The sequence below is a fragment of the Rothia endophytica genome (assembly GCF_928381505.1).
Classification (GTDB): Bacteria; Actinomycetota; Actinomycetes; order Actinomycetales; family Micrococcaceae; genus Rothia; species Rothia endophytica_A.
This window is the reverse complement of sequence record NZ_CAKMSJ010000006.1, coordinates 68,918-86,012: the sequence shown is the minus strand read 5'-3', so window position 1 is coordinate 86,012 and position 17,095 is coordinate 68,918. Positions and strand designations below refer to the sequence as shown.

Genomic DNA, 17,095 nt, shown 5'->3' with positions numbered 1-17,095 from the left:
AATGGTTGACGCAGTTGACGCCGGGGTTTAGGATGGGAGAAACAGGGCGTAGCTAAGGAGGCTCCCATGTCGCAGTCCCTTACCCAGCAGGACGCCGGCACTCAGGCGGTGATTGACCAGCTGATTGCTGAGTTCACCAGAGACCTGAAGAGTTTGCCACCAGAATTCCTTGCTTCTATTGACGATCTCGAAGACGTTAAAAGCCGTATGCGGTCAGTTCTTGCCCGCGCCAGCGTGCGCGGCTACGGCGATCTCATCGGCCCGGTCTACGACCTTGAAAACACCATGAAACTGCTCAAGGTCACCACCCGCGCGGCCATCAGTAAGCAGGTCAAACAGCACAAACTACTGCGGTTAACTATAGAGAACGGCGAATCAATTTTCCCCGCCTTTCAGTTTGCTGGACGGGCCGTGTGCGAAGACGTTCAGCAGGTGCTCCTTGCCTTTGGCGCTGCTGACCCCTTCGCCGTGGCGCAGTGGTTCAATACACCGCTCGATGGCACCACCCCGCTTGACCTCCTTGACCGGGGCCAGCTTGCCCGTGTGCTGGCAGAAGCGCGCTCTCTTGCCCCCGGGTGGCAGACTGCATGAGCCGTCAAAGAATGGTGCAACACGGCCCTACTCCGGGTGCCCACCTGGCCCTAGCGCCGGTTGCCGAATACGAGCAGGGGCACGAATTTTTTAGAGCCCACAGCCAGCAATTTGGCCCCTGGTTCTATTCATCATCAATGCAAGGCAGGTTTGATTTGCCAGCACCCAAAGGCACCTGCTATTTAGCCAGCAACCCGGGCGCCGCCGCCCGTGAGGTGCTGGGGGACAGGCTCAGCCAGGGCCAGCGCATCCCCATCAGTCTCACCGAGGGCCGGGTTATTTCCCGCATGCCGCTACCCGCCCCCGTGAGGTCAGCCAACGTTTCCCACGATGACGCCTTCACCCTGGGCATCACCGGCGAACTCACCAGCATGCCTCACTACGACGTACCCCAAGCCTGGGCCAGCGCCTTCTGCGCAGCGGGTTTCGACGCCCTGACCTACCGGCCGCGCTTCTCGCCCGGCGACTCTCTAGCCCTGGCCCTCTTTGGCGAGGCAGCGGAACATCAAGACCCCAGCGGCTTTGAATGCACACTCGCCCAGGCAGCCACAGACCTGGGGCTAGAACTCTTTGCCACGGACTCACGTGGCCTCTACACCTTCGCCACCTTTACCGAGAGCGACTAACCATGCAGCTACCTGACTACACCAGCGATGACTTCGAACTGCCGGGTGTACCCGATGCCTTCCAGCGCCTCTGGACGCCCCACCGCCGCGCCTACGTCAGAGGCGGCCAGCAGGATTACAGCGAGAACTCCTGCCCCTTCTGCGTAGCACCCCAGCGCCAGGACGCTGACTCGCTGATTGTCCACCGTGGTGAGTATGCTTTTGTGATTCTTAACCTCTACCCGTATAACCCCGGGCATCTGCTGATCTGCCCCTACCGGCACATCCCTAACTATGACGACGCCTCAGCGGATGAAGCCGCAGAAATCGCTGCACTCACCCAGCGGGCTATGAAGATTCTGCGCAAGGTTAGCCGTGCTGCTGGTTTCAACATCGGCATGAACCAGGGCAAAATTGGTGGCGCCGGAGTAGCAGATCACTTGCATCAGCACATCGTGCCCCGCTGGGGTGGTGACACCAACTTCCTGCCTATCATCGCGGGCACTAAAACCGTCACCCAAACTTTAGGGGACATTAGAACTCTCATTGCTGAAGCCTGGGATGTAACTGCAGAAAGCACAGAAAGTAGCGACGACTAGCTATGACCATCAAAATCATTGCTGTGGGTAAGAAGCACGAAAAATGGGTCACCCAGGGTATTGACCGCTACGAAAGCAGGCTCCGCAAGCCGTGGGACGTCAGCTGGGTCTACCTGCCCCACTCTTCACTGGCTGAGGAGCAGGCACGAGCCGAGGAATCCAAGCGGATTCTCGACAAGGTATCTTCCGATGACTACCTAATTCTGCTGGACGAGCGCGGCAAAAACCTAACCTCACCAGAACTGTCAGCCCTGCTGAACTCGAACCTGGGCTTCAAGCAGGTAGTGCTGGTGATTGGCGGCGCCTATGGCGTGGACGAGAGCGTCCGCTCACGAGCCAACACCGTGTGGAGCTTATCTAAGCTGGTCTTCCCTCACCAGCTGGTGCGCCTGATTCTGACCGAGCAGATTTACCGGGCAGGCGAAATTGCCAACAACCGCCCCTACCACCACGTTTAGCAGGCGCTAGAAGAGCGAGGTCTGAAAGGACGCCGGGGGAGTCAGCCCGTCAAAGAGGGTGCAGGCACGGTTGGCTAGATCAGCGGTGTTCACTAAAAAGCTAGCTTCTGGGTCACCGCAGTGAGCCGTGAGAAACTTCCCCGCCCCGCCGGTGACATAAAAGCCGTGCGAGCCAGTAGCTAGAGACTCGTACCTGGCCAGTGGCAGGCGGTCATCAGCACGTAAGGACGCGTAGGCGCGGGACATGGCGGCAGAAGGCTGCCACCTATCTTGCAGAAGTTCAAAACCGTCTAGGTCTGCGTCCTCTAGGGTCCAGGTGGCAGCTTCAACCGCCATATAGTGCTCAGATTTCAGCTGTTCAGCGGGTAGGGGGTCTACCCAGGCGCGGTACTTGGTGGATGCCCGCTTGAGCTGGGTAAGGTTGCCTTCCCGCGATACCAGGTCTTCTAACACCCTGACGATGCGCCCATCGTCCGCGCGGGCAACAAAGGTGGCGAACGCTACGGCCTGTTCGTCAAGACGCCGCGGGTTGGAGTGTGCCGAAGCGGTACCGACTTTAGAAGTTCCATCCGGAAAAGTTGCAATGTAAAGGTAATGTTCAAGGCTGACGTAGGCGAGCGCTGCCTCCGTCATGCGTGCGCCCATGTGAACTCGGTGGATTGGGGCGAATTCATCGCGCGCTAGGCAGCGATCGCATTGCTTACCCTTAGCTATAGGTTGAGAGGTGGGGCAGGGAAGGTGCCTAAACCCCGCGGAATCGGTGCGCGCAAGGGCAAAGCCGCTACAGTATCGGCCGCCGCGGGCAGAGCCCTCGGGGATAACCGATACCCCCAAGAAGCTATCGGGGGTCAGCGGAACCGATAGCACAGTACCACCTGGCTTGCCCTCTACCAAAGGCTCTATTTGAACCTCGGGTGCTCTATTGACCCACTTGAGGTCCCTCCATATGAAGGAGCCATGCGGCGCTACCGGTTGAAAAATGTTCTGCATGCTCACCGCTCAAATTATGCCAGACACCCTAAAGCCTCGTGGTCACATCGGGTGAGCTGAGCACGTAAGATGGGGTGTATGTCAAGACCCATAACCCGCCTTGTCGGCCAAGGCATTCGATACGCAACCAAACTGCGCGGTGGAGGTTCGGCCTTCCCCGGTTTGGTGATGGAAAAATTGCACCCCCAGTTTGTCGCGGAGGAGCTGGCAAAGCTACCTCAGGGCGTCGTGGTGGTCTCAGGCACCAACGGTAAGACCACCACCACCAAAATGGTGGTTCAGCTCCTGGAATCCCAGGGCTTGCGCGTCTTTACCAACCGCACCGGTTCTAACTTCGTGCGTGGCGTCGCTGCGGCCCTACTAGGTGAAATGTCACTGACCGGCAAGCTCGAAGCTGATATTGCCGTGCTAGAACTCGACGAGGCTCACGCTGTGCACTTTGTGAAGATGGTTAAGCCCCGCTACTCTCTGCTGCTCAACGTCCTGCGCGATCAGCTGGACCGCTTCGGTGAAATCGACACCACCCGCCGTATGCTCTCTAGCGTTGCCGGTGCTACCAGCGGCACCATTGTGCTTAACCGCGAAGACCCGCGTATTCGTTCCTTAGCCAGCAACGCCCAGCCCGGCACCAAGGTCAGCTACTTCGGGCTGTCAGATAAGCTCCGCTCCCTCTTCCCCTCGGATGACGAGATGCGCGGCTCCACTGATGTCGATGAAGCAGTCACCGCACCGGCATTGCCTGCAGCTTCCGTCGTGCTCAGTGACTTTGCCGGCACCCAGGCAACTTTCGGTCTAGAATGCCGCGAGGTGACCGGCACCGTTAACCTCTACGGCATCTACAACATCTTCAACGCCGCAGCCGCTATCGCCCTGACCCAGGAGGTTCTAGGGGAGAAGCTTAACGAAACTGCCTTGCTTGCCGAGCTTGAAAAGATTGCTCCCGCGTTTGGCCGTGGCGAAACCCTGACCGTCAACGGGCAGACTCTGCAGCTGCTTCTGGTGAAGAACCCCAGCGGTTTCCGCCTGTCACTGGCATCTGCTGATGCCAAAGACTATGCCACCATGATCGCCATCAACGACCAGTACGCCGACGGCCGTGACGTTTCCTGGCTCTGGGATGTGGACTTTCACTCGCTCATCCAGGGCGGGGTGACGATGGTCTCGGGCGTCCGTGCTTACGACATGGCACTGCGCCTGGCCCACGATGATGTCTACGTAGAGACCGTTAACGAAGACCTAGAAGAAGCCTTGGCCGAGTTCATCAGAAAATCCCACGGCAAGCCCATGCGTATTTTCTGCACCTACACCGCCATGCTGGCGATCCGTAAAGAACTGTCAAAGATTACCGATGTGGAGGACGTATCGTGAGCCAGGCCCAGAACCTCACCGAAGAACTGGGTGAGGAAATCATCACCCAGACCGGTAACAACAAGAGCCTGAAAATTGTGCAGCTCTACCCCCGTGATATGAACATTTACGGGGACTGGGGCAACACCCTCTCTCTGTCCCGCCGTGCCCAGGCCCACGGTTTCACCACCGAAATTGTTGACTACAACCCCGGGGAAGAGTTCCCCCTGGACGGCGATATTTTCATCGGTGGCGGCGGTCAGGATTCAGGCCAGTCAGTAGTTCAGGATGACCTGCTGGCGAACGCCGAAACTTTGCGCATGCTGGCCCAGGACGGCACCCCCATGCTGGTAATCTGCGGTCTTTACCAGCTCTTCGGCAAAGAATTCAAGACCGTGGGCGGGGAGACCCTTAACGGCGTGCGCATCTTTGACGCTAAAACCGTGGGCGGCGAAGAACGCTTGATTGGCAACATTGTTGAAGAATCAGAAGAGTTTGGCACTCTAGTTGGCTTTGAAAACCACTCGGGGCTCACCTACCTCTCGGGCGACACCAAGCCCCTGGCGCGCGTCACCAAGGGCGAAGGCAACAACACTGAGGACGACGGGGAAGGTGCGCACGTCCATCACGTGATTGGCACCTACCTGCACGGCTCACTGTTGCCCAAGAACCCAGCAGTCTCGGACTACCTGATTAAGCACGCAGCAATCAAAAAATACGGTGAATTCACCCCCGTGGTGATTGACGATTCACTGGTAGAAAAGGCGCGTGCCTCTGCCGCGGCTCGCCCCCGCTAACCCCATGTTGCTAGAACCGCTAGAATAGAAGGCGGTAAAACGTGCCACCTGCCGGTGAGCACCAGAATTTTTAGAAGGAGACTCATGTCAGGTCACTCCAAATGGGCAACCACCAAGCACAAGAAAGCTGCCCTGGACGCCAAGCGCGCCAAGGCATTTGCCAAGTACATCAAGGGCATTGAAGTAGCTGCTCGTATGGGCGGCGCGGATATCTCGGGTAACCCTGCCCTTGATCTTGCGGTATCCAAGGCTAAGAAGAACTCGGTGCCCAACGACAACATTGACCGCGCAATCAAGCGTGGCGCCGGTCTGACCGGTGAAACCATCGACTACACCGAAATCATGTACGAGGCACGCGGCCCCCAGGGCACCGCTCTCTACATCGAGTGTCTGACCGATAACCGCAACCGTGCAGCGGCTGAAGTTCGCACCGCGGTGACCCGTAACGGCGGCACCATGGCAGACTCCGGCTCAGTAGCCTTCCTCTTCGAGCGCAAGGGTGTTGCCGAAGTGACCAAGACCGACAGCCTCACTGAAGATGATGTCCTGATGGCCGTTCTGGACGCCGGTGCTGATGAGGTTATTGACGACGGTGAGGTCTTCACCGTGGTATCAGAGGCAACCGACCTGCCTGCCATTCGTAAGGCGCTGGACGAAGCCGAGCTGGACTACAACAACGATGAGCCCGTATTCCGCCCCACCATGCAAGTTGAAATTGACGCTGAAGGGGCTCGCAAGTTCCTCAAGCTGGCTGATGCCATTGAAGAGCTGGACGACGTTCAGAACGTCTACTCCAACGCTGATATCAACGAATCCGTCATGGCGGAACTTGAAGCTGAATAAATAAAACCACAAGGGAAGGGGCACATCACAGTGACCTCATTACCGCGCCCGGAACACGCCACGCCGCGAGTCCCGGGCGCTGCCCGTATCTTGGGCGTTGACCCGGGGCTGACCCGTTGCGGCTTCGGCATGATTGACATGAGCCCCAACCGCAAGGCTGCCCTAGTGCAGGTTGGAATTGCCGGCACCGCCGCAGCTGAAAGCTTGGACCAGCGCATCCTCAAAATTCTTCGAGCCGCCGAAAGCTGGTTGGATGTCTACCAGCCAGATGCTCTGGCAATTGAGCGTGTTTTTGCTCAGGAGCAGGTCAATACCGTTATTGGTACCGCCCACGCTTCGGGGGTGGTGATCGCTGCCGCGGCTGCCCGCGGCGTCCCGGTCTACTTTCACACACCCTCTGAGGTGAAGGCTGCCGTGACCGGCTCGGGGCGGGCAGATAAGGCATCGGTGGGCCGTATGGTGACGCGTATTTTGGGGCTCACCGCTATGCCTAAACCTGCGGACGCTGCTGACGCACTGGCTATTGCTATTTGCCACGGTTGGCGCGGAGGTACCGTTTCAGGTGGTCTCGATATGTCAGCTCATACTCAAACCCACCAGGGCTCTAACCCCGCAGCTGCGGCACGCACCAGGACGCTGACCCCGGCGCAGCGTGCCTGGGCAGAAGCCGAAGCAAAAGCCCGCCACTAATTGTATTAGTACATACGTTCGATTAGACTATGCTTTATGATTAGCTCTCTCACCGGAACAGTGACCCACCTCGGCCTCGATAACGCCGTGATCGATGTGAACGGCTTTGGCATGCTGGTGCACCTCAATGCGCGTACCGCTTCAAAGCTCAGGTTGGGGGAGAGCGCCACCATCACCACCACTCTGATTGTGCGTGAGGATTCCATGACGCTCTACGGCTTCGCAGACGCCGCCGAACGTGAAGTCTTTGACATTATGCTTTCGGTCTCGGGCATCGGCCCTCGTATTGCCCTGGCTGTGCTCAGCGTCCATACTGCCGCTGAAGTAGAGCGGGCCGTTGCGACCGGAGACGATAAGGCCTTTACCAAGGTTCCCGGTATTGGCCCTAAGGGTGCCCGCCGCATCGTCCTTGAACTTGCCGGTAAGCTGATTCTTGCCGACAACGAGAGCAGCGACCAGCTACCCATCAACCAGGGCATCGTCTGGAAACCGCAGGTGCTGGACGCCCTGACCAGCCTGGGGTGGAGCGAGAAGGACGCCGAGGCTGCTATCAACGCTTTCATTGAGCACAACCCCCGCGCAGAAACTATGGGCGTGGCAGAAGCACTGCGCTCAGTGCTCGCCTCCCTGGGTAACCAGAACACCGTTAGCCGCTAGAAGAACCGCCACCGAAGGTAGAATCACTCCCTATGAGCCAGTTGCCTAACGCTGACGGTCAGATCCCCGGTCAGCGCCTCGTGTCTATGGACGAAGAGCCCGAAGAAAAAATGATTGAGGCGGCGCTACGCCCCAAATCTCTCGATGATTTTGTGGGTCAGCACCGCGTTCGTCAGCAGCTTTCCCTGGTGCTTGAGGCCTCCCGCATGCGCGGCCGTAGCGCCGACCACGTGCTGCTTTCTGGCCCTCCGGGGCTAGGCAAAACCACCCTTGCCATGATTATTGCTGCCGAGATGGACGCACCCCTGCGCATCACCTCCGGCCCAGCCATCCAGCACTCGGGTGACCTGGCCGCCATTCTCTCTTCCCTAACACCCGGTGAAGTGCTCTTCCTCGATGAAATTCACCGCATGAGCCGCCCGGCTGAGGAAATGCTGTACATGGCAATGGAGGACTTCCGCGTTGATATCGTGGTGGGCAAGGGCGCCGGTGCTACCTCTATCCCCTTAGAACTCCCGCCCTTCACCCTGGTCGGGGCCACCACCCGTGCAGGGCTTCTACCAGGGCCCCTGCGCGACCGCTTCGGCTTTACCGGCCACCTAGAGTTCTACTCCGTGACCGAACTTGAAAGCGTCATCCGCCGCTCGGCAGGTCTCATGGAACTATCCATCAGCCCCGAAGGCTTCACCGAAATCGCCGGACGTTCCCGCGGCACACCCCGTATCGCCAACCGACTACTCCGCCGCGTCCGAGACTGGGCCCTGGTCAACGGCATCGACCGCATCGACGCCACCAGCGCCGCCACCGCCCTCGACATGTACGAAGTGGACGAACGCGGGCTCGACCGCCTCGACCGCGCCGTCCTTGAAGCCCTCATCAACAAGTTTGGAGGAGGCCCCGTAGGTCTCTCCACCCTAGCCATAGCCGTGGGCGAAGAAACCGAAACCGTCGAAACCGTCGCAGAACCCTACCTCGTCCGCGAAGGCCTCATCGGCCGGACGCCGAGGGGGCGCGTGGCGCTTCCGGCAGCCTGGCAGCATTTAGGGCTAGAAGCCCCAGAGCTGCCGTAAGCGCCCTGCGCTGACGCGCAGATATTCACCGCGATTTTTGTGTCCTCGCGCGCTCGGAAAATACGCGGTTCATCCGGCAGCCTGGCAGCATTTAGGGCTAGAAGCCCCAGAGCTGCCGTAAGCGCCCTGCGCTGACGCGCAGATATTCACCTTTGCCCCCTCACACGCAGTGAAAGTAGTTCACCGGAGAAACTAACCACCACATTCACAGCCTTATCGCGTAAACTGGGGCAGAAGATTGTCGCCAACACCTGATTTGAGGGATTATTCGTGAACAGTGGTTCGCCCCTATTCATGCTCGCACTACTAGGCATCATGATGATTGTGCTCATCGTCCTGCCTGCTCGCCGCGCTAAAAAGGCTCAGGCTCAGCTCAAAGAACGCCAAGACCAGATGGTCCCCGGCACTCCTGTCATGACCAACTTTGGCCTTTACGGTACCGTGGCTAGCATCGACAAAGAAAGCAACACCGCTCAGCTTGAAATTGCTCCAGACACGGTGGTCAAGGTTCACCTCATGACCGTCACTCAAATTGAGGAAACCGGCGCCGCCAGCGGGTCAGTTGCCTCAGCCGGGGAACGTCAGCCCACCATCAACGGTGAAATCGCAGACGAACCCACCAAATAAACTTTCTCCTACGAAATAGGTGCGCAGCCTGAGGGCCGCGCGCCTTTTCACGTTTGACACAAAACCGAAAAGGGGCGTTGATGGCTACAAAAGGCCACAGTGCAAAAGCACGCGGAGCGCTAGTCTCCATGGTGCTCTTACTGCTCTTACTCGCCGGGGGCATCTTCGGCACAACCTTAGCTGGGGGCTCCTGGTCGCCCAAGCTCGCACTTGATCTCTCAGGCGGTAGCCAGCTCATTCTTTCACCCCAGGTGAATGACGCCGACGGCGGTGAAATTACTGATGAACAGCTAGAGCAGGCGGTAGAAATTATCCGCCAGCGCGTGGACGGTTCTGGCGTAGCCGAAGCTGAAGTCAGCACTCAATCCGGGCAGAACGTAGTGGTATCAGTGCCCGGTGTGCTGAGCCCTGAAACCCGTGATCTCATTCAAACATCGGCGCAGATGTCCTTCCGCGCCGTCCTTAACTCTGGTGCCCCCACCCCTGTGCCCGGTGATGCGGTAGCAGCTGAGGAGTCGCTACCTGCCCCCACGGCTGAACCTGCTGATGGCTCTGACTACAACTGGGTCACTCCCGAGCTCTGGCGAGAGTATGAAGCTCTTGACTGCAGTGTGCCGACTAACGTAGACGAAGCTGAGCAGGACCCTAACGCAGCAATCGTTGCGTGTTCAACCGACGGGCAAGAAAAGTACATCCTTGGCCCCATCGAAATTCATGGTACCGAGATTGAAAATGCTAGCTTTTCACAGGTCACCGGCGGTACCGGCTATTCAACGGGCCAATGGGGTGTCAACATTGACTTCAACGACCCCGGAACAGCAACTTTCAAGGACGTCACCACCCGCCTGAACTCTATCCGCGGTGCTAACCCCTCTGACCCACGTGCACGTTTCGCCATTATGCTGGACGGCGCTGTGCTTTCATCACCGGTAACTCAGGCTGTGATTACCAACGGTCAACCTCAGATCACCGGTAACTTCACCGAGCAGGAGGCCTCCCAGCTTGCAGAGCAGCTCAAATACGGTGCTCTGCCCATTAGCTTTACCATCCAGTCGGAACAGCAGATTTCGGCAACTTTGGGTGCTGATCAGCTGAGGATGGGTCTGCTGGCTGGCCTTATCGGTCTGGTCTTGGTCTTCGTCTACTCCCTGTTCCAGTACCGCCTGGTGGGTCTGGTCAATATCAGCTCCATCATTGTTGCTGCAGGCTTCTCCTACGGTGTGATTATTCTGCTGGGCCACCTCATGAACTATCGACTTTCATTGGCTGGCGTTGCGGGCCTCATCGTGTCGATTGGTCTGATGGCTGACTCTTTCATCGTTTACTTTGAACGTATTAGGGACGAGATTAGGGCTGGACGAACCATACCTGCCGCTATCGACCACGGTTGGAACCGTGCAAAGCGAACCATTATGGCATCTAAGGCCGTCAACCTCCTGGCTGCTGTAGTGCTCTACTTCGCTTCGGTCGGTAACGTGAGAGGTTTCGCTTTCACTCTGGGTCTAACAGCTATTGCTGACCTGATTATCACCTTCCTCTTCATTCACCCGCTGATGGTTCTGCTGGGGCAGCGAGATTATTTTAGAAACGGCGGCAAGTGGTCCGGTATGGACCCCGCGGCGCTGGGTGCCACACCGCTCTACCGGGGTGCCGGGCGCGTCCGTAGTGCTGAAGAAACCGAAGCTCGCCTCTCTCTTGCTGAGCGTAAGCGCCGTGAGCGTTTAGCTGCTGCTGAAGAAGAGATGGCTGCAACCGATATTAAGGAGCAAGGCCGTGGCGAATAAGCTTGCGCAGTTCGGTAATGATCTGCATTCAGGTAAAAAATCCTATGGGTTCGTGCCTCATCGTAAACGTTGGCTCAGCCTTGCTCTGGTCATCGTGATTCTTGCCGCGCTCGTTCCGGTACTTAAAGGTGGCTACAATCTGGGCATTGAATTCCGTGGGGGTTCAGAATTTACCGTCTCATCTGTTGCCAACGAAGATGTGACGATCGGCCAGGACGCTATTAGTGCAGCAGCACCTGAGGCGACCGACGTGCGAGTCACCAACATTTCATCGAACACCGTGCGTGCTCAGATGAGCGAGCTGGGCGACGACGAAACCCTAGCAGTCGGCGACGCTCTGCGTGCTGCCTACGGTGTTGAGAGGGACGATGTCACGTCATCCTTCGTTGGCCCTACTTGGGGCGCCGGCGTCACGAAGCAGGCCCTTATCGGTCTGGCGTGGTTCGTAGTTCTAGTGATGATTGGCATGGCACTCTATTTCCGAACCTGGAAAATGTCGCTATCAGCAATTGCCGGTCTGGTTTTCACCATTGTCACTACTGTGGGCCTATATGCTCTCGTCGGTTTTGAGATTACTCCTAGCGCTATCATCGGCTTCCTCACTGTGCTCAGCTACTCGCTGTATGACACTGTGGTGGTCTTTGACAAGATTCGAGAGAATACTGAGGGTATTGAGGGCAGACGTGATGTCACCTTCAGTGAGCAAGTAAACCTAGCGGTTAACCAGACCCTGGTCCGATCCATCAATACTTCTGTTGTTGGTATTCTGCCCGTGGGTTCCATTCTCTTTATCGGAGCTCTGCTGCTGGGAGCCGGCGCCCTCAAGGATCTTTCGCTGGCCTTGTTCGTGGGTATCATCGTGGGCACCATTGGCACCCTCTTTGTGGCTGCCCCCGCCTATGCTGTGCTGCGCTTAGGAGAGCAAAGCGTCAAGGAACAGGAACGCAGGGTTGAGGGTATACGTGCAGGTATTGTCCCCGAAGAAGAAACTTCTGAAACCGGGCAGTCTCCGAGTCTTCCTGCTATTACCGTCCGAGAGTTTAACTTCCCGACCAACAACCAGTAGGGGCGCCCAGAACCAAGTACTGCCTCAACAACGGTAGGTAAATTACGATGCCGCCGGGTAAAACCCGGCGGCATCTTCTTGTTAAAGTGGGCTGGCTTGGTCATGCCCGGTCACTGTGTTCTACCTATCAGCTATTTTGAACTATGATAGAGCAACATATAGCACACGCACGAGGCAAGGGGGAGTGCAGGTATGAGCGCTTCAGAAAAAAACACTCACAGCGCCCAGCAGAAGAAGCGGCCCCTGCGTGGTTCACACCGTGTGATGTCGGCGTCAGGACGTGTTCCGGCTCGCCAGGTTTTTGGCCGTGAAGTGGGGCCAAGCCCACGATTCTCGCCAGTTCTTGCCCCGGTTATCCGCACCGTTACCAAGTTTCACCCTGATGAAGACCTTGATGTGTTGCAGAGGGCCTTTAAGGTAGCCAGCCATTATCACCGCGGGCAAAAGCGTAAGAGTGGTGACCCCTACATCACCCACCCGGTAGCCGTGACCACTATCCTGGCAGAGATTGGAGCTACAGGCCCCGTTCTTGTTGCTGGCCTTCTGCATGACACCGTTGAAGATACTGACTACACCATGGAGCAGCTGATTGCCGATTTCGGTGAAGAAGTTGCCTACCTGGTGGACGGGGTGACCAAGCTCGATAAGGTCAGTTACGGCGCTAACGCTCCGATTGAGACCATTCGTAAACTGGTGCTGTCTATGAGCAAGGACATCCGCGTTCTTCTCATTAAGCTCGCAGACCGCCTGCATAACGCACGGACCTGGCGTTTTGTCTCGGGTGCTTCAGCGGCCAAGAAAGCTGAAGAGACCCTCCAAATCTATGCCCCGCTGGCACACCGCCTCGGTCTTAACACCATTAAATGGGAGCTTGAGGATCTTTCGTTTGCGGCAATGAGCCCCGACATCTACCGGGAAATCGTGCGCCTGGTAGGCGAGCGTACCCCCAAACTCGAAAATTATTTGGCTGAAGCTCGGGTGACGATCGAAGATCGCTTGAAGCAGGTTGGTATTGAGGGTACGGTAACTGGCCGCCCCAAGCACTACTATTCCATTCATCAAAAGATGAAGACCAAGGGTAAGAGCTTTGATGAGATCAACGACATCTTGGCTGTACGCATCATGGTTGAGAACGTTGATGACTGCTATGCCGCTTTAGGTCACGTGCTGTCTCTGTGGCCGTCCATGGCTGGGCGCTTTAAGGACTACATCAAGTCGCCCAAGAATAATCACTACCAGTCCCTTCACATGACGGTGCACGGGCCAGGTGGGCTACCGCTTGAAATCCAGATTCGCACCTATAAGATGCACGAAGAGGCTGAGTACGGTGTGGCTGCGCACTGGCGGTATAAGGCAGCTTCTCGGGGTGAGAAGGTTGAGACTGCGGTCAAGGATCCCAGCACTCACACTGCTGCCTTTAGTATCGGGATTTTGCAGTCAATTTCTGAGATCTCTAGTTCAAACCCCGAATCGAGTAAGTTCTATGAAGAACTCGCTGAGACCTTAGAGTCAGATGAGATTGTCGTGCTTACCCCGCAGGGTAAGCCCATCAGCTTGCCTGCCGGTTCGACGCCCGTTGACTTTGCCTACGCCATTCACTCTGAGGTGGGTGACCGCACGATTGGTGCCAAGGTCAACGGCAAGCTCGTGCCTCTGCATACAGAGCTAGAGACCGCGTCCAGAGTGGAAATTATGACCACTAAGGACGAGAACCATGAGCCCAGCGAGGACTGGCTTAAGTTTGTGCGTACCTCAAAGGCTCGCACCAAAATTAGGCAGCATTTTGCCAAGGGACGCAGGCTTGAGGCGCTGAGCCGTGGCAAGGAACGCTTGGTGAAGGCAATGCGGCAGCATGAACTGCCGCTCACCAAGATGCTAACTCCTGAGCTCATGCTTCAGGTGGCGCACGTTCACCATAAAAACGATGTGGCAAGTCTCTACCATGCGGTCGGCGAGAACGATCTTGAACCACAAGATGTTATCTCTACTCTGGTTGATCTCTACTACGGGGACAGCGACGATCAAGCACCGGCAGAGGTCAATAGTTTTGATACCTCACTTTTCAATACCCGCCCAGCTACGGGCGATGATAACGGTGTGGTAGTGCCTGGTGCTGAGGGCATTCTGACTAAGATTGCTCGCTGCTGCACTCCTGTTCCGCCGGACGAAATTGTTGGTATCGTGACCCGCTTGCAGGGTATTTCGGTCCACCGCACCGATTGCCCCAACGTGCTGAATGCTCAGCACGACCCCCGCCAGACCACTGTTGAGTGGGCTAACAGCACCAAGAATAACTTCAGGGTGAGCATCCAGGTGGAGGGTATTGACCGCAAGCTGCTGCTGGTGGACGTCATTCGCGTCATCTCTGAATCCGGTAGCAACATCGTCGATGCGAAGGTTCATACCAGTGACGATCGTTTTGCCGTCAACCGCTACACGGTTGAGGTCAGCGACCGCTTTATGCTCGACCATCTTCTCAACCAGATTATGAACGTACCCGGTATCTTTAGCGCTTACAGGCTAACCGGTGCTAAACCCCTCTCACAAAGAGACCTACCCCGATACGAATAGTGGTAGTGGCATAAATCGTTAGGCTCAGACTGATCAGCCACCGGGCTCTACCATAGCCCCTGTTTCCGCAGGGTTACCTCCGTGCACACATCTTTTGCTCGCGCAAGAACTGCTTGACGCTGACGTACAAAAGGTGCTTCCTGCACATGAGACATCAGTAGGTGCGGTGAGAGGTTGTTATCCGGGCTGAGGAGAATCTGACGCACGAGGTCTACAGCGTCGTGCTCTTCATCAAAGATAAGAAGGTCTAGCGCTGTCCGTAGATGACTGGTAACCAACAGACCGCCAATGCTCAGTGCTTCATACGCTTTAAAGGTAGATTGATGCGGTGAGCACAACTGCAAAGCCCTGGGCGGCAGATGAACCCGGTTATTTCGGTCATAATCAACGTCAATACTGCCCTGCGGTGCCTGCCCGAACCCCAGAACCCAGGCTGCTGCGCGGCGAGAAATGCGTAAGCGGTGATGGTAACCATCAGGGATAAGCATGCCGCAACTGACAGCTCTCAGAAGGGCGGTATCTTTCACATGGGGTGGAGAGTAAATTCCGTGGTGCAGGTGAACTAAAGCTTCGAACTCAACGACTTCTCTAAACTCAGCAGCGCTGACTCCCTCTGACTCAGCGGTGAAGAGTAGCCTTCTCACTTCTTCAGCAGCCCGGGGTTCAAGATGGCGTAGCCCTGGATCGGTGAATGCTGTGGACTGGAAGCCCTCTTGTGCCTGAGCTATATATTCAAGGGTTGAGGGGCTTTTCTGCTCCGGCGGGAGTAGTGGGAAGGGGAGAGCACTGAGTTTCTGGGTGATACTGTGAGCTGACATACCTAAGTTTTACCAAACCAAAGCGTGACGCAGGTAGAAATTTTTACATATGTGGATAACTTCAGTCTCGAACAGCAAAATCCCCACAGAAACTGTGGTCTCTGCGGGGATTCGAGCTGAAGAGAAGAAATAATCACTTCACATAGACGGTTTATCCACACATTCGCTGCACGGCTAAATCGTCAAAGCTGCTAGGCACCAAACTCAGCTGATGAAGCCTTCAGGGTTTCCAGCCACTGCTTGCGAGCTGCCAGTGCTTCTTCTGCCTTCTTGATTTTCTGTGCGTTGCCGCCAGCCTGAGCCTTTTCAAGATCAGCTTCGAGATCGGCAATGGCTTCTTCCAGCTGGGTCAGCATGGAGTTAGCACGAGCCTGCTTCTCAGGGTCAGTCTTCTGCCACTTAGCGTTTTCTGCCTGATGGATTTCATCCTGAACCTTCTTCAGATCCTGCTCCACACGACGAACAGCGGCGCGGGGGACGCGTCCGATAGCGTCCCAACGATCAAGAATGCCCTCGAGCTGTGCCTTAGCGGCCTTGATATCGGTGACGGGCAGGATGCCGCGAGCTTCTTCAAGCAGCGCTTCTTTTGCTACCAGGTTAGCTTCGAATTCTTTGTCGAGCTCAGCGTTAATAGCGGTACGGGCGTCAAAGAAGACGTCCTGTGCTGCACGGAAACGAGCCCAGAGCGCGTCGTCTTCCTTGCGTCCGCCGCGAGGAGCTGCCTTCCACTGATCCATCAGAGTGCGGTACTTGGCAGCAGTCTCTGCCCAGTCAGTGGAGGTGCTTAGCGCTTCAGCCTCGGCAATGAGAGCTTCTTTGACGCGCTTAGCCTTGGCGTTCTTTTCATCAAGCTGAGAGAAATGAGCGCGGCGGCGGCGGTCAAAAGTGGTGCGGGCAGCGCGGAAACGCTTCCAGAGGTCGTCCTCTACGCTCTTGGGCAGGTGATGCTCGCGCTGGGTTTTCTTCCACTCATCGAACAGCTCGTTCATGCGAGAGTGGGAGTTCTTCCAGTGAATCTTGGTTTCATCCTGGTCAGCTACGGTCTCAGCTTCGGCAACGATTGCCTCACGGGCTGCCAGCGCAGCTTCACGTGATTCCGCTGATTCTGCCTTTTCGGCTTCTTCGCGTTCATTGATCTTGGCAACCAGAGCTACCAGTCGCTCCTGAAGCGCAGCGTAATCGCCCACCATATTGCGAACTGCTACCTGTTGGCCCAGATGCGCTGCGGCCTTTTGCAGGTCGGCTGCCTTAGCTTTACGAGCTACGCGTTCTTCGAGCAGAGCGACCTGCGCTTCTACATTTTCAAACTTACGGGCGAAGTAGGCGAGGGCTTCATCAGCTGAGGCGCCGGGCACCTGGCCTACTGCATATTCTTCACCGTCTACTAGTACAAAGACGTGGCCTTCAGCATCAACCTTGCCGAATTTGCGAGCCTTTTCGAGGTCTACGGTTGCGAGGGTGTCGTCGGGTTGGGTAGTCACCGCTATAACTCTTTCACGTTGAGGCGCGTTAGCGCAGGTGTAAAACAAAGCGCACCAGCCACGTGCAATCAGACGATAGGGCTGGTTAGCTGTCATCAGTC

At 56.7% G+C, this 17,095-nt stretch carries 17 protein-coding genes; 14 read left to right on the top strand and 3 right to left on the bottom strand.

Going from position 1 to position 17,095, the window contains the following annotated elements:
* Positions 1 to 66 precede the first annotated feature (66 nt).
* The 4 genes from L6990_RS08440 to L6990_RS08425 are packed head-to-tail and all read left to right on the top strand — an operon-like array spanning position 67 to position 2,253.
* Positions 67 to 591: a hypothetical protein gene (locus L6990_RS08440; RefSeq protein WP_237203680.1), complete on the top strand. Its 525-nt coding sequence runs from the start codon at positions 67 to 69 to the stop codon at positions 589 to 591.
* Positions 588 to 1,217 carry an RES family NAD+ phosphorylase gene (locus L6990_RS08435; RefSeq protein WP_237203679.1) on the top strand — a complete coding sequence of 210 codons (630 nt, stop codon included), beginning with the start codon at positions 588 to 590 and terminating at the stop codon, positions 1,215 to 1,217. The genes L6990_RS08440 and L6990_RS08435 overlap by 4 nt, the downstream gene beginning before the upstream one ends.
* A gap of 2 nt (positions 1,218 to 1,219) precedes the next feature.
* On the top strand, positions 1,220 to 1,795 hold the full coding sequence (locus tag L6990_RS08430; protein WP_237203678.1) for an HIT family protein: 576 nt from the start codon (positions 1,220 to 1,222) through the stop codon (positions 1,793 to 1,795).
* A gap of 2 nt (positions 1,796 to 1,797) precedes the next feature.
* Positions 1,798 to 2,253 (top strand): 23S rRNA (pseudouridine(1915)-N(3))-methyltransferase RlmH, encoded by a 456-nt coding sequence (locus L6990_RS08425; RefSeq protein ID WP_237203677.1) that lies wholly within the window; start codon positions 1,798 to 1,800, stop codon positions 2,251 to 2,253.
* Positions 2,254 to 2,259: 6 nt separating this feature from the next.
* On the opposite strand, the gene L6990_RS08420 is transcribed toward L6990_RS08425, so the two are convergent.
* Entirely contained in the window at positions 2,260 to 3,243 is a 984-nt protein-coding gene (locus L6990_RS08420; protein WP_237203676.1) for a hypothetical protein, read from the bottom strand.
* Between the two features lie 69 nt (positions 3,244 to 3,312).
* On the opposite strand from L6990_RS08420, the gene L6990_RS08415 reads away from it, so the two are divergent.
* The 10 genes from L6990_RS08415 to L6990_RS08370 all read left to right on the top strand — a co-directional run bounded on the left by L6990_RS08415 (position 3,313) and on the right by L6990_RS08370 (position 14,695).
* Positions 3,313 to 4,611 (top strand): Mur ligase family protein, encoded by a 1,299-nt coding sequence (locus L6990_RS08415; protein ID WP_237203675.1) that lies wholly within the window; start codon positions 3,313 to 3,315, stop codon positions 4,609 to 4,611.
* Positions 4,608 to 5,387, top strand: coding sequence for a type 1 glutamine amidotransferase (locus L6990_RS08410; protein WP_440480493.1), 780 nt, complete (start codon positions 4,608 to 4,610; stop codon positions 5,385 to 5,387). The genes L6990_RS08415 and L6990_RS08410 overlap by 4 nt, the downstream gene beginning before the upstream one ends.
* Before the next feature lie 84 nt (positions 5,388 to 5,471).
* On the top strand, positions 5,472 to 6,230 hold the full coding sequence (locus L6990_RS08405) for a YebC/PmpR family DNA-binding transcriptional regulator (RefSeq protein ID WP_237203674.1): 759 nt from the start codon (positions 5,472 to 5,474) through the stop codon (positions 6,228 to 6,230).
* 30 nt (positions 6,231 to 6,260) lie between these two features.
* Positions 6,261 to 6,920 (top strand): crossover junction endodeoxyribonuclease RuvC, encoded by a 660-nt coding sequence (gene ruvC / locus L6990_RS08400; protein WP_237203673.1) that lies wholly within the window; start codon positions 6,261 to 6,263, stop codon positions 6,918 to 6,920.
* A 36-nt stretch (positions 6,921 to 6,956) separates the two neighbouring features.
* The gene (gene ruvA, locus L6990_RS08395) at positions 6,957 to 7,577 is read left to right on the top strand and encodes a Holliday junction branch migration protein RuvA (RefSeq protein ID WP_237203672.1); all 621 of its coding nucleotides are present in this window, start codon (positions 6,957 to 6,959) and stop codon (positions 7,575 to 7,577) included.
* Between the two features lie 32 nt (positions 7,578 to 7,609).
* The gene (ruvB, locus tag L6990_RS08390) at positions 7,610 to 8,647 is read left to right on the top strand and encodes a Holliday junction branch migration DNA helicase RuvB (protein ID WP_237203671.1); all 1,038 of its coding nucleotides are present in this window, start codon (positions 7,610 to 7,612) and stop codon (positions 8,645 to 8,647) included.
* A gap of 294 nt (positions 8,648 to 8,941) precedes the next feature.
* A complete protein-coding gene (locus tag L6990_RS08385) occupies positions 8,942 to 9,274 on the top strand; it encodes a preprotein translocase subunit YajC (protein WP_237203670.1) in 333 nt (110 codons plus the stop codon).
* Positions 9,275 to 9,354: 80 nt separating this feature from the next.
* Positions 9,355 to 11,058: a protein translocase subunit SecD gene (secD, locus tag L6990_RS08380; protein WP_237203669.1), complete on the top strand. Its 1,704-nt coding sequence runs from the start codon at positions 9,355 to 9,357 to the stop codon at positions 11,056 to 11,058.
* Positions 11,048 to 12,124: a protein translocase subunit SecF gene (secF, locus tag L6990_RS08375; protein WP_237203668.1), complete on the top strand. Its 1,077-nt coding sequence runs from the start codon at positions 11,048 to 11,050 to the stop codon at positions 12,122 to 12,124. The genes secD and secF overlap by 11 nt, the downstream gene beginning before the upstream one ends.
* Before the next feature lie 192 nt (positions 12,125 to 12,316).
* Entirely contained in the window at positions 12,317 to 14,695 is a 2,379-nt protein-coding gene (locus L6990_RS08370) for a RelA/SpoT family protein (RefSeq protein ID WP_237203667.1), read from the top strand.
* Between the two features lie 47 nt (positions 14,696 to 14,742).
* Here L6990_RS08370 and L6990_RS08365 read toward each other — a convergent pair whose 3' ends face one another.
* Both L6990_RS08365 and L6990_RS08360 read right to left on the bottom strand, forming a co-directional pair.
* Positions 14,743 to 15,513, bottom strand: coding sequence for a hypothetical protein (locus tag L6990_RS08365; RefSeq protein WP_237203666.1), 771 nt, complete (start codon positions 15,511 to 15,513; stop codon positions 14,743 to 14,745).
* Between the two features lie 191 nt (positions 15,514 to 15,704).
* Positions 15,705 to 16,994, bottom strand: coding sequence for a DUF349 domain-containing protein (locus L6990_RS08360; RefSeq protein ID WP_237203665.1), 1,290 nt, complete (start codon positions 16,992 to 16,994; stop codon positions 15,705 to 15,707).
* Positions 16,995 to 17,095 lie beyond the last annotated feature (101 nt).

What these genes read in the sequence shown, in the direction of transcription:
- ruvA (WP_237203672.1), top strand. Translation starts at nt 6,957, where the DNA reads ATGATTAGCTCTCTCACCGGAACAGTGACCCACCTCGGCCTCGATAAC.
- L6990_RS08425 (WP_237203677.1), top strand. Translation starts at nt 1,798, where the DNA reads ATGACCATCAAAATCATTGCTGTGGGTAAGAAGCACGAAAAATGGGTC.
- L6990_RS08405 (WP_237203674.1), top strand. Translation starts at nt 5,472, where the DNA reads ATGTCAGGTCACTCCAAATGGGCAACCACCAAGCACAAGAAAGCTGCC.
- L6990_RS08435 (WP_237203679.1), top strand. Translation starts at nt 588, where the DNA reads ATGAGCCGTCAAAGAATGGTGCAACACGGCCCTACTCCGGGTGCCCAC.
- L6990_RS08415 (WP_237203675.1), top strand. Translation starts at nt 3,313, where the DNA reads ATGGGGTGTATGTCAAGACCCATAACCCGCCTTGTCGGCCAAGGCATT.
- L6990_RS08420 (WP_237203676.1), bottom strand. Translation starts at nt 3,243, where the DNA reads ATGCAGAACATTTTTCAACCGGTAGCGCCGCATGGCTCCTTCATATGG.
- ruvB (WP_237203671.1), top strand. Translation starts at nt 7,610, where the DNA reads ATGAGCCAGTTGCCTAACGCTGACGGTCAGATCCCCGGTCAGCGCCTC.
- L6990_RS08440 (WP_237203680.1), top strand. Translation starts at nt 67, where the DNA reads ATGTCGCAGTCCCTTACCCAGCAGGACGCCGGCACTCAGGCGGTGATT.
- L6990_RS08430 (WP_237203678.1), top strand. Translation starts at nt 1,220, where the DNA reads ATGCAGCTACCTGACTACACCAGCGATGACTTCGAACTGCCGGGTGTA.
- L6990_RS08365 (WP_237203666.1), bottom strand. Translation starts at nt 15,513, where the DNA reads ATGTCAGCTCACAGTATCACCCAGAAACTCAGTGCTCTCCCCTTCCCA.
- L6990_RS08370 (WP_237203667.1), top strand. Translation starts at nt 12,317, where the DNA reads ATGAGCGCTTCAGAAAAAAACACTCACAGCGCCCAGCAGAAGAAGCGG.
- L6990_RS08385 (WP_237203670.1), top strand. Translation starts at nt 8,942, where the DNA reads ATGCTCGCACTACTAGGCATCATGATGATTGTGCTCATCGTCCTGCCT.
- secD (WP_237203669.1), top strand. Translation starts at nt 9,355, where the DNA reads ATGGCTACAAAAGGCCACAGTGCAAAAGCACGCGGAGCGCTAGTCTCC.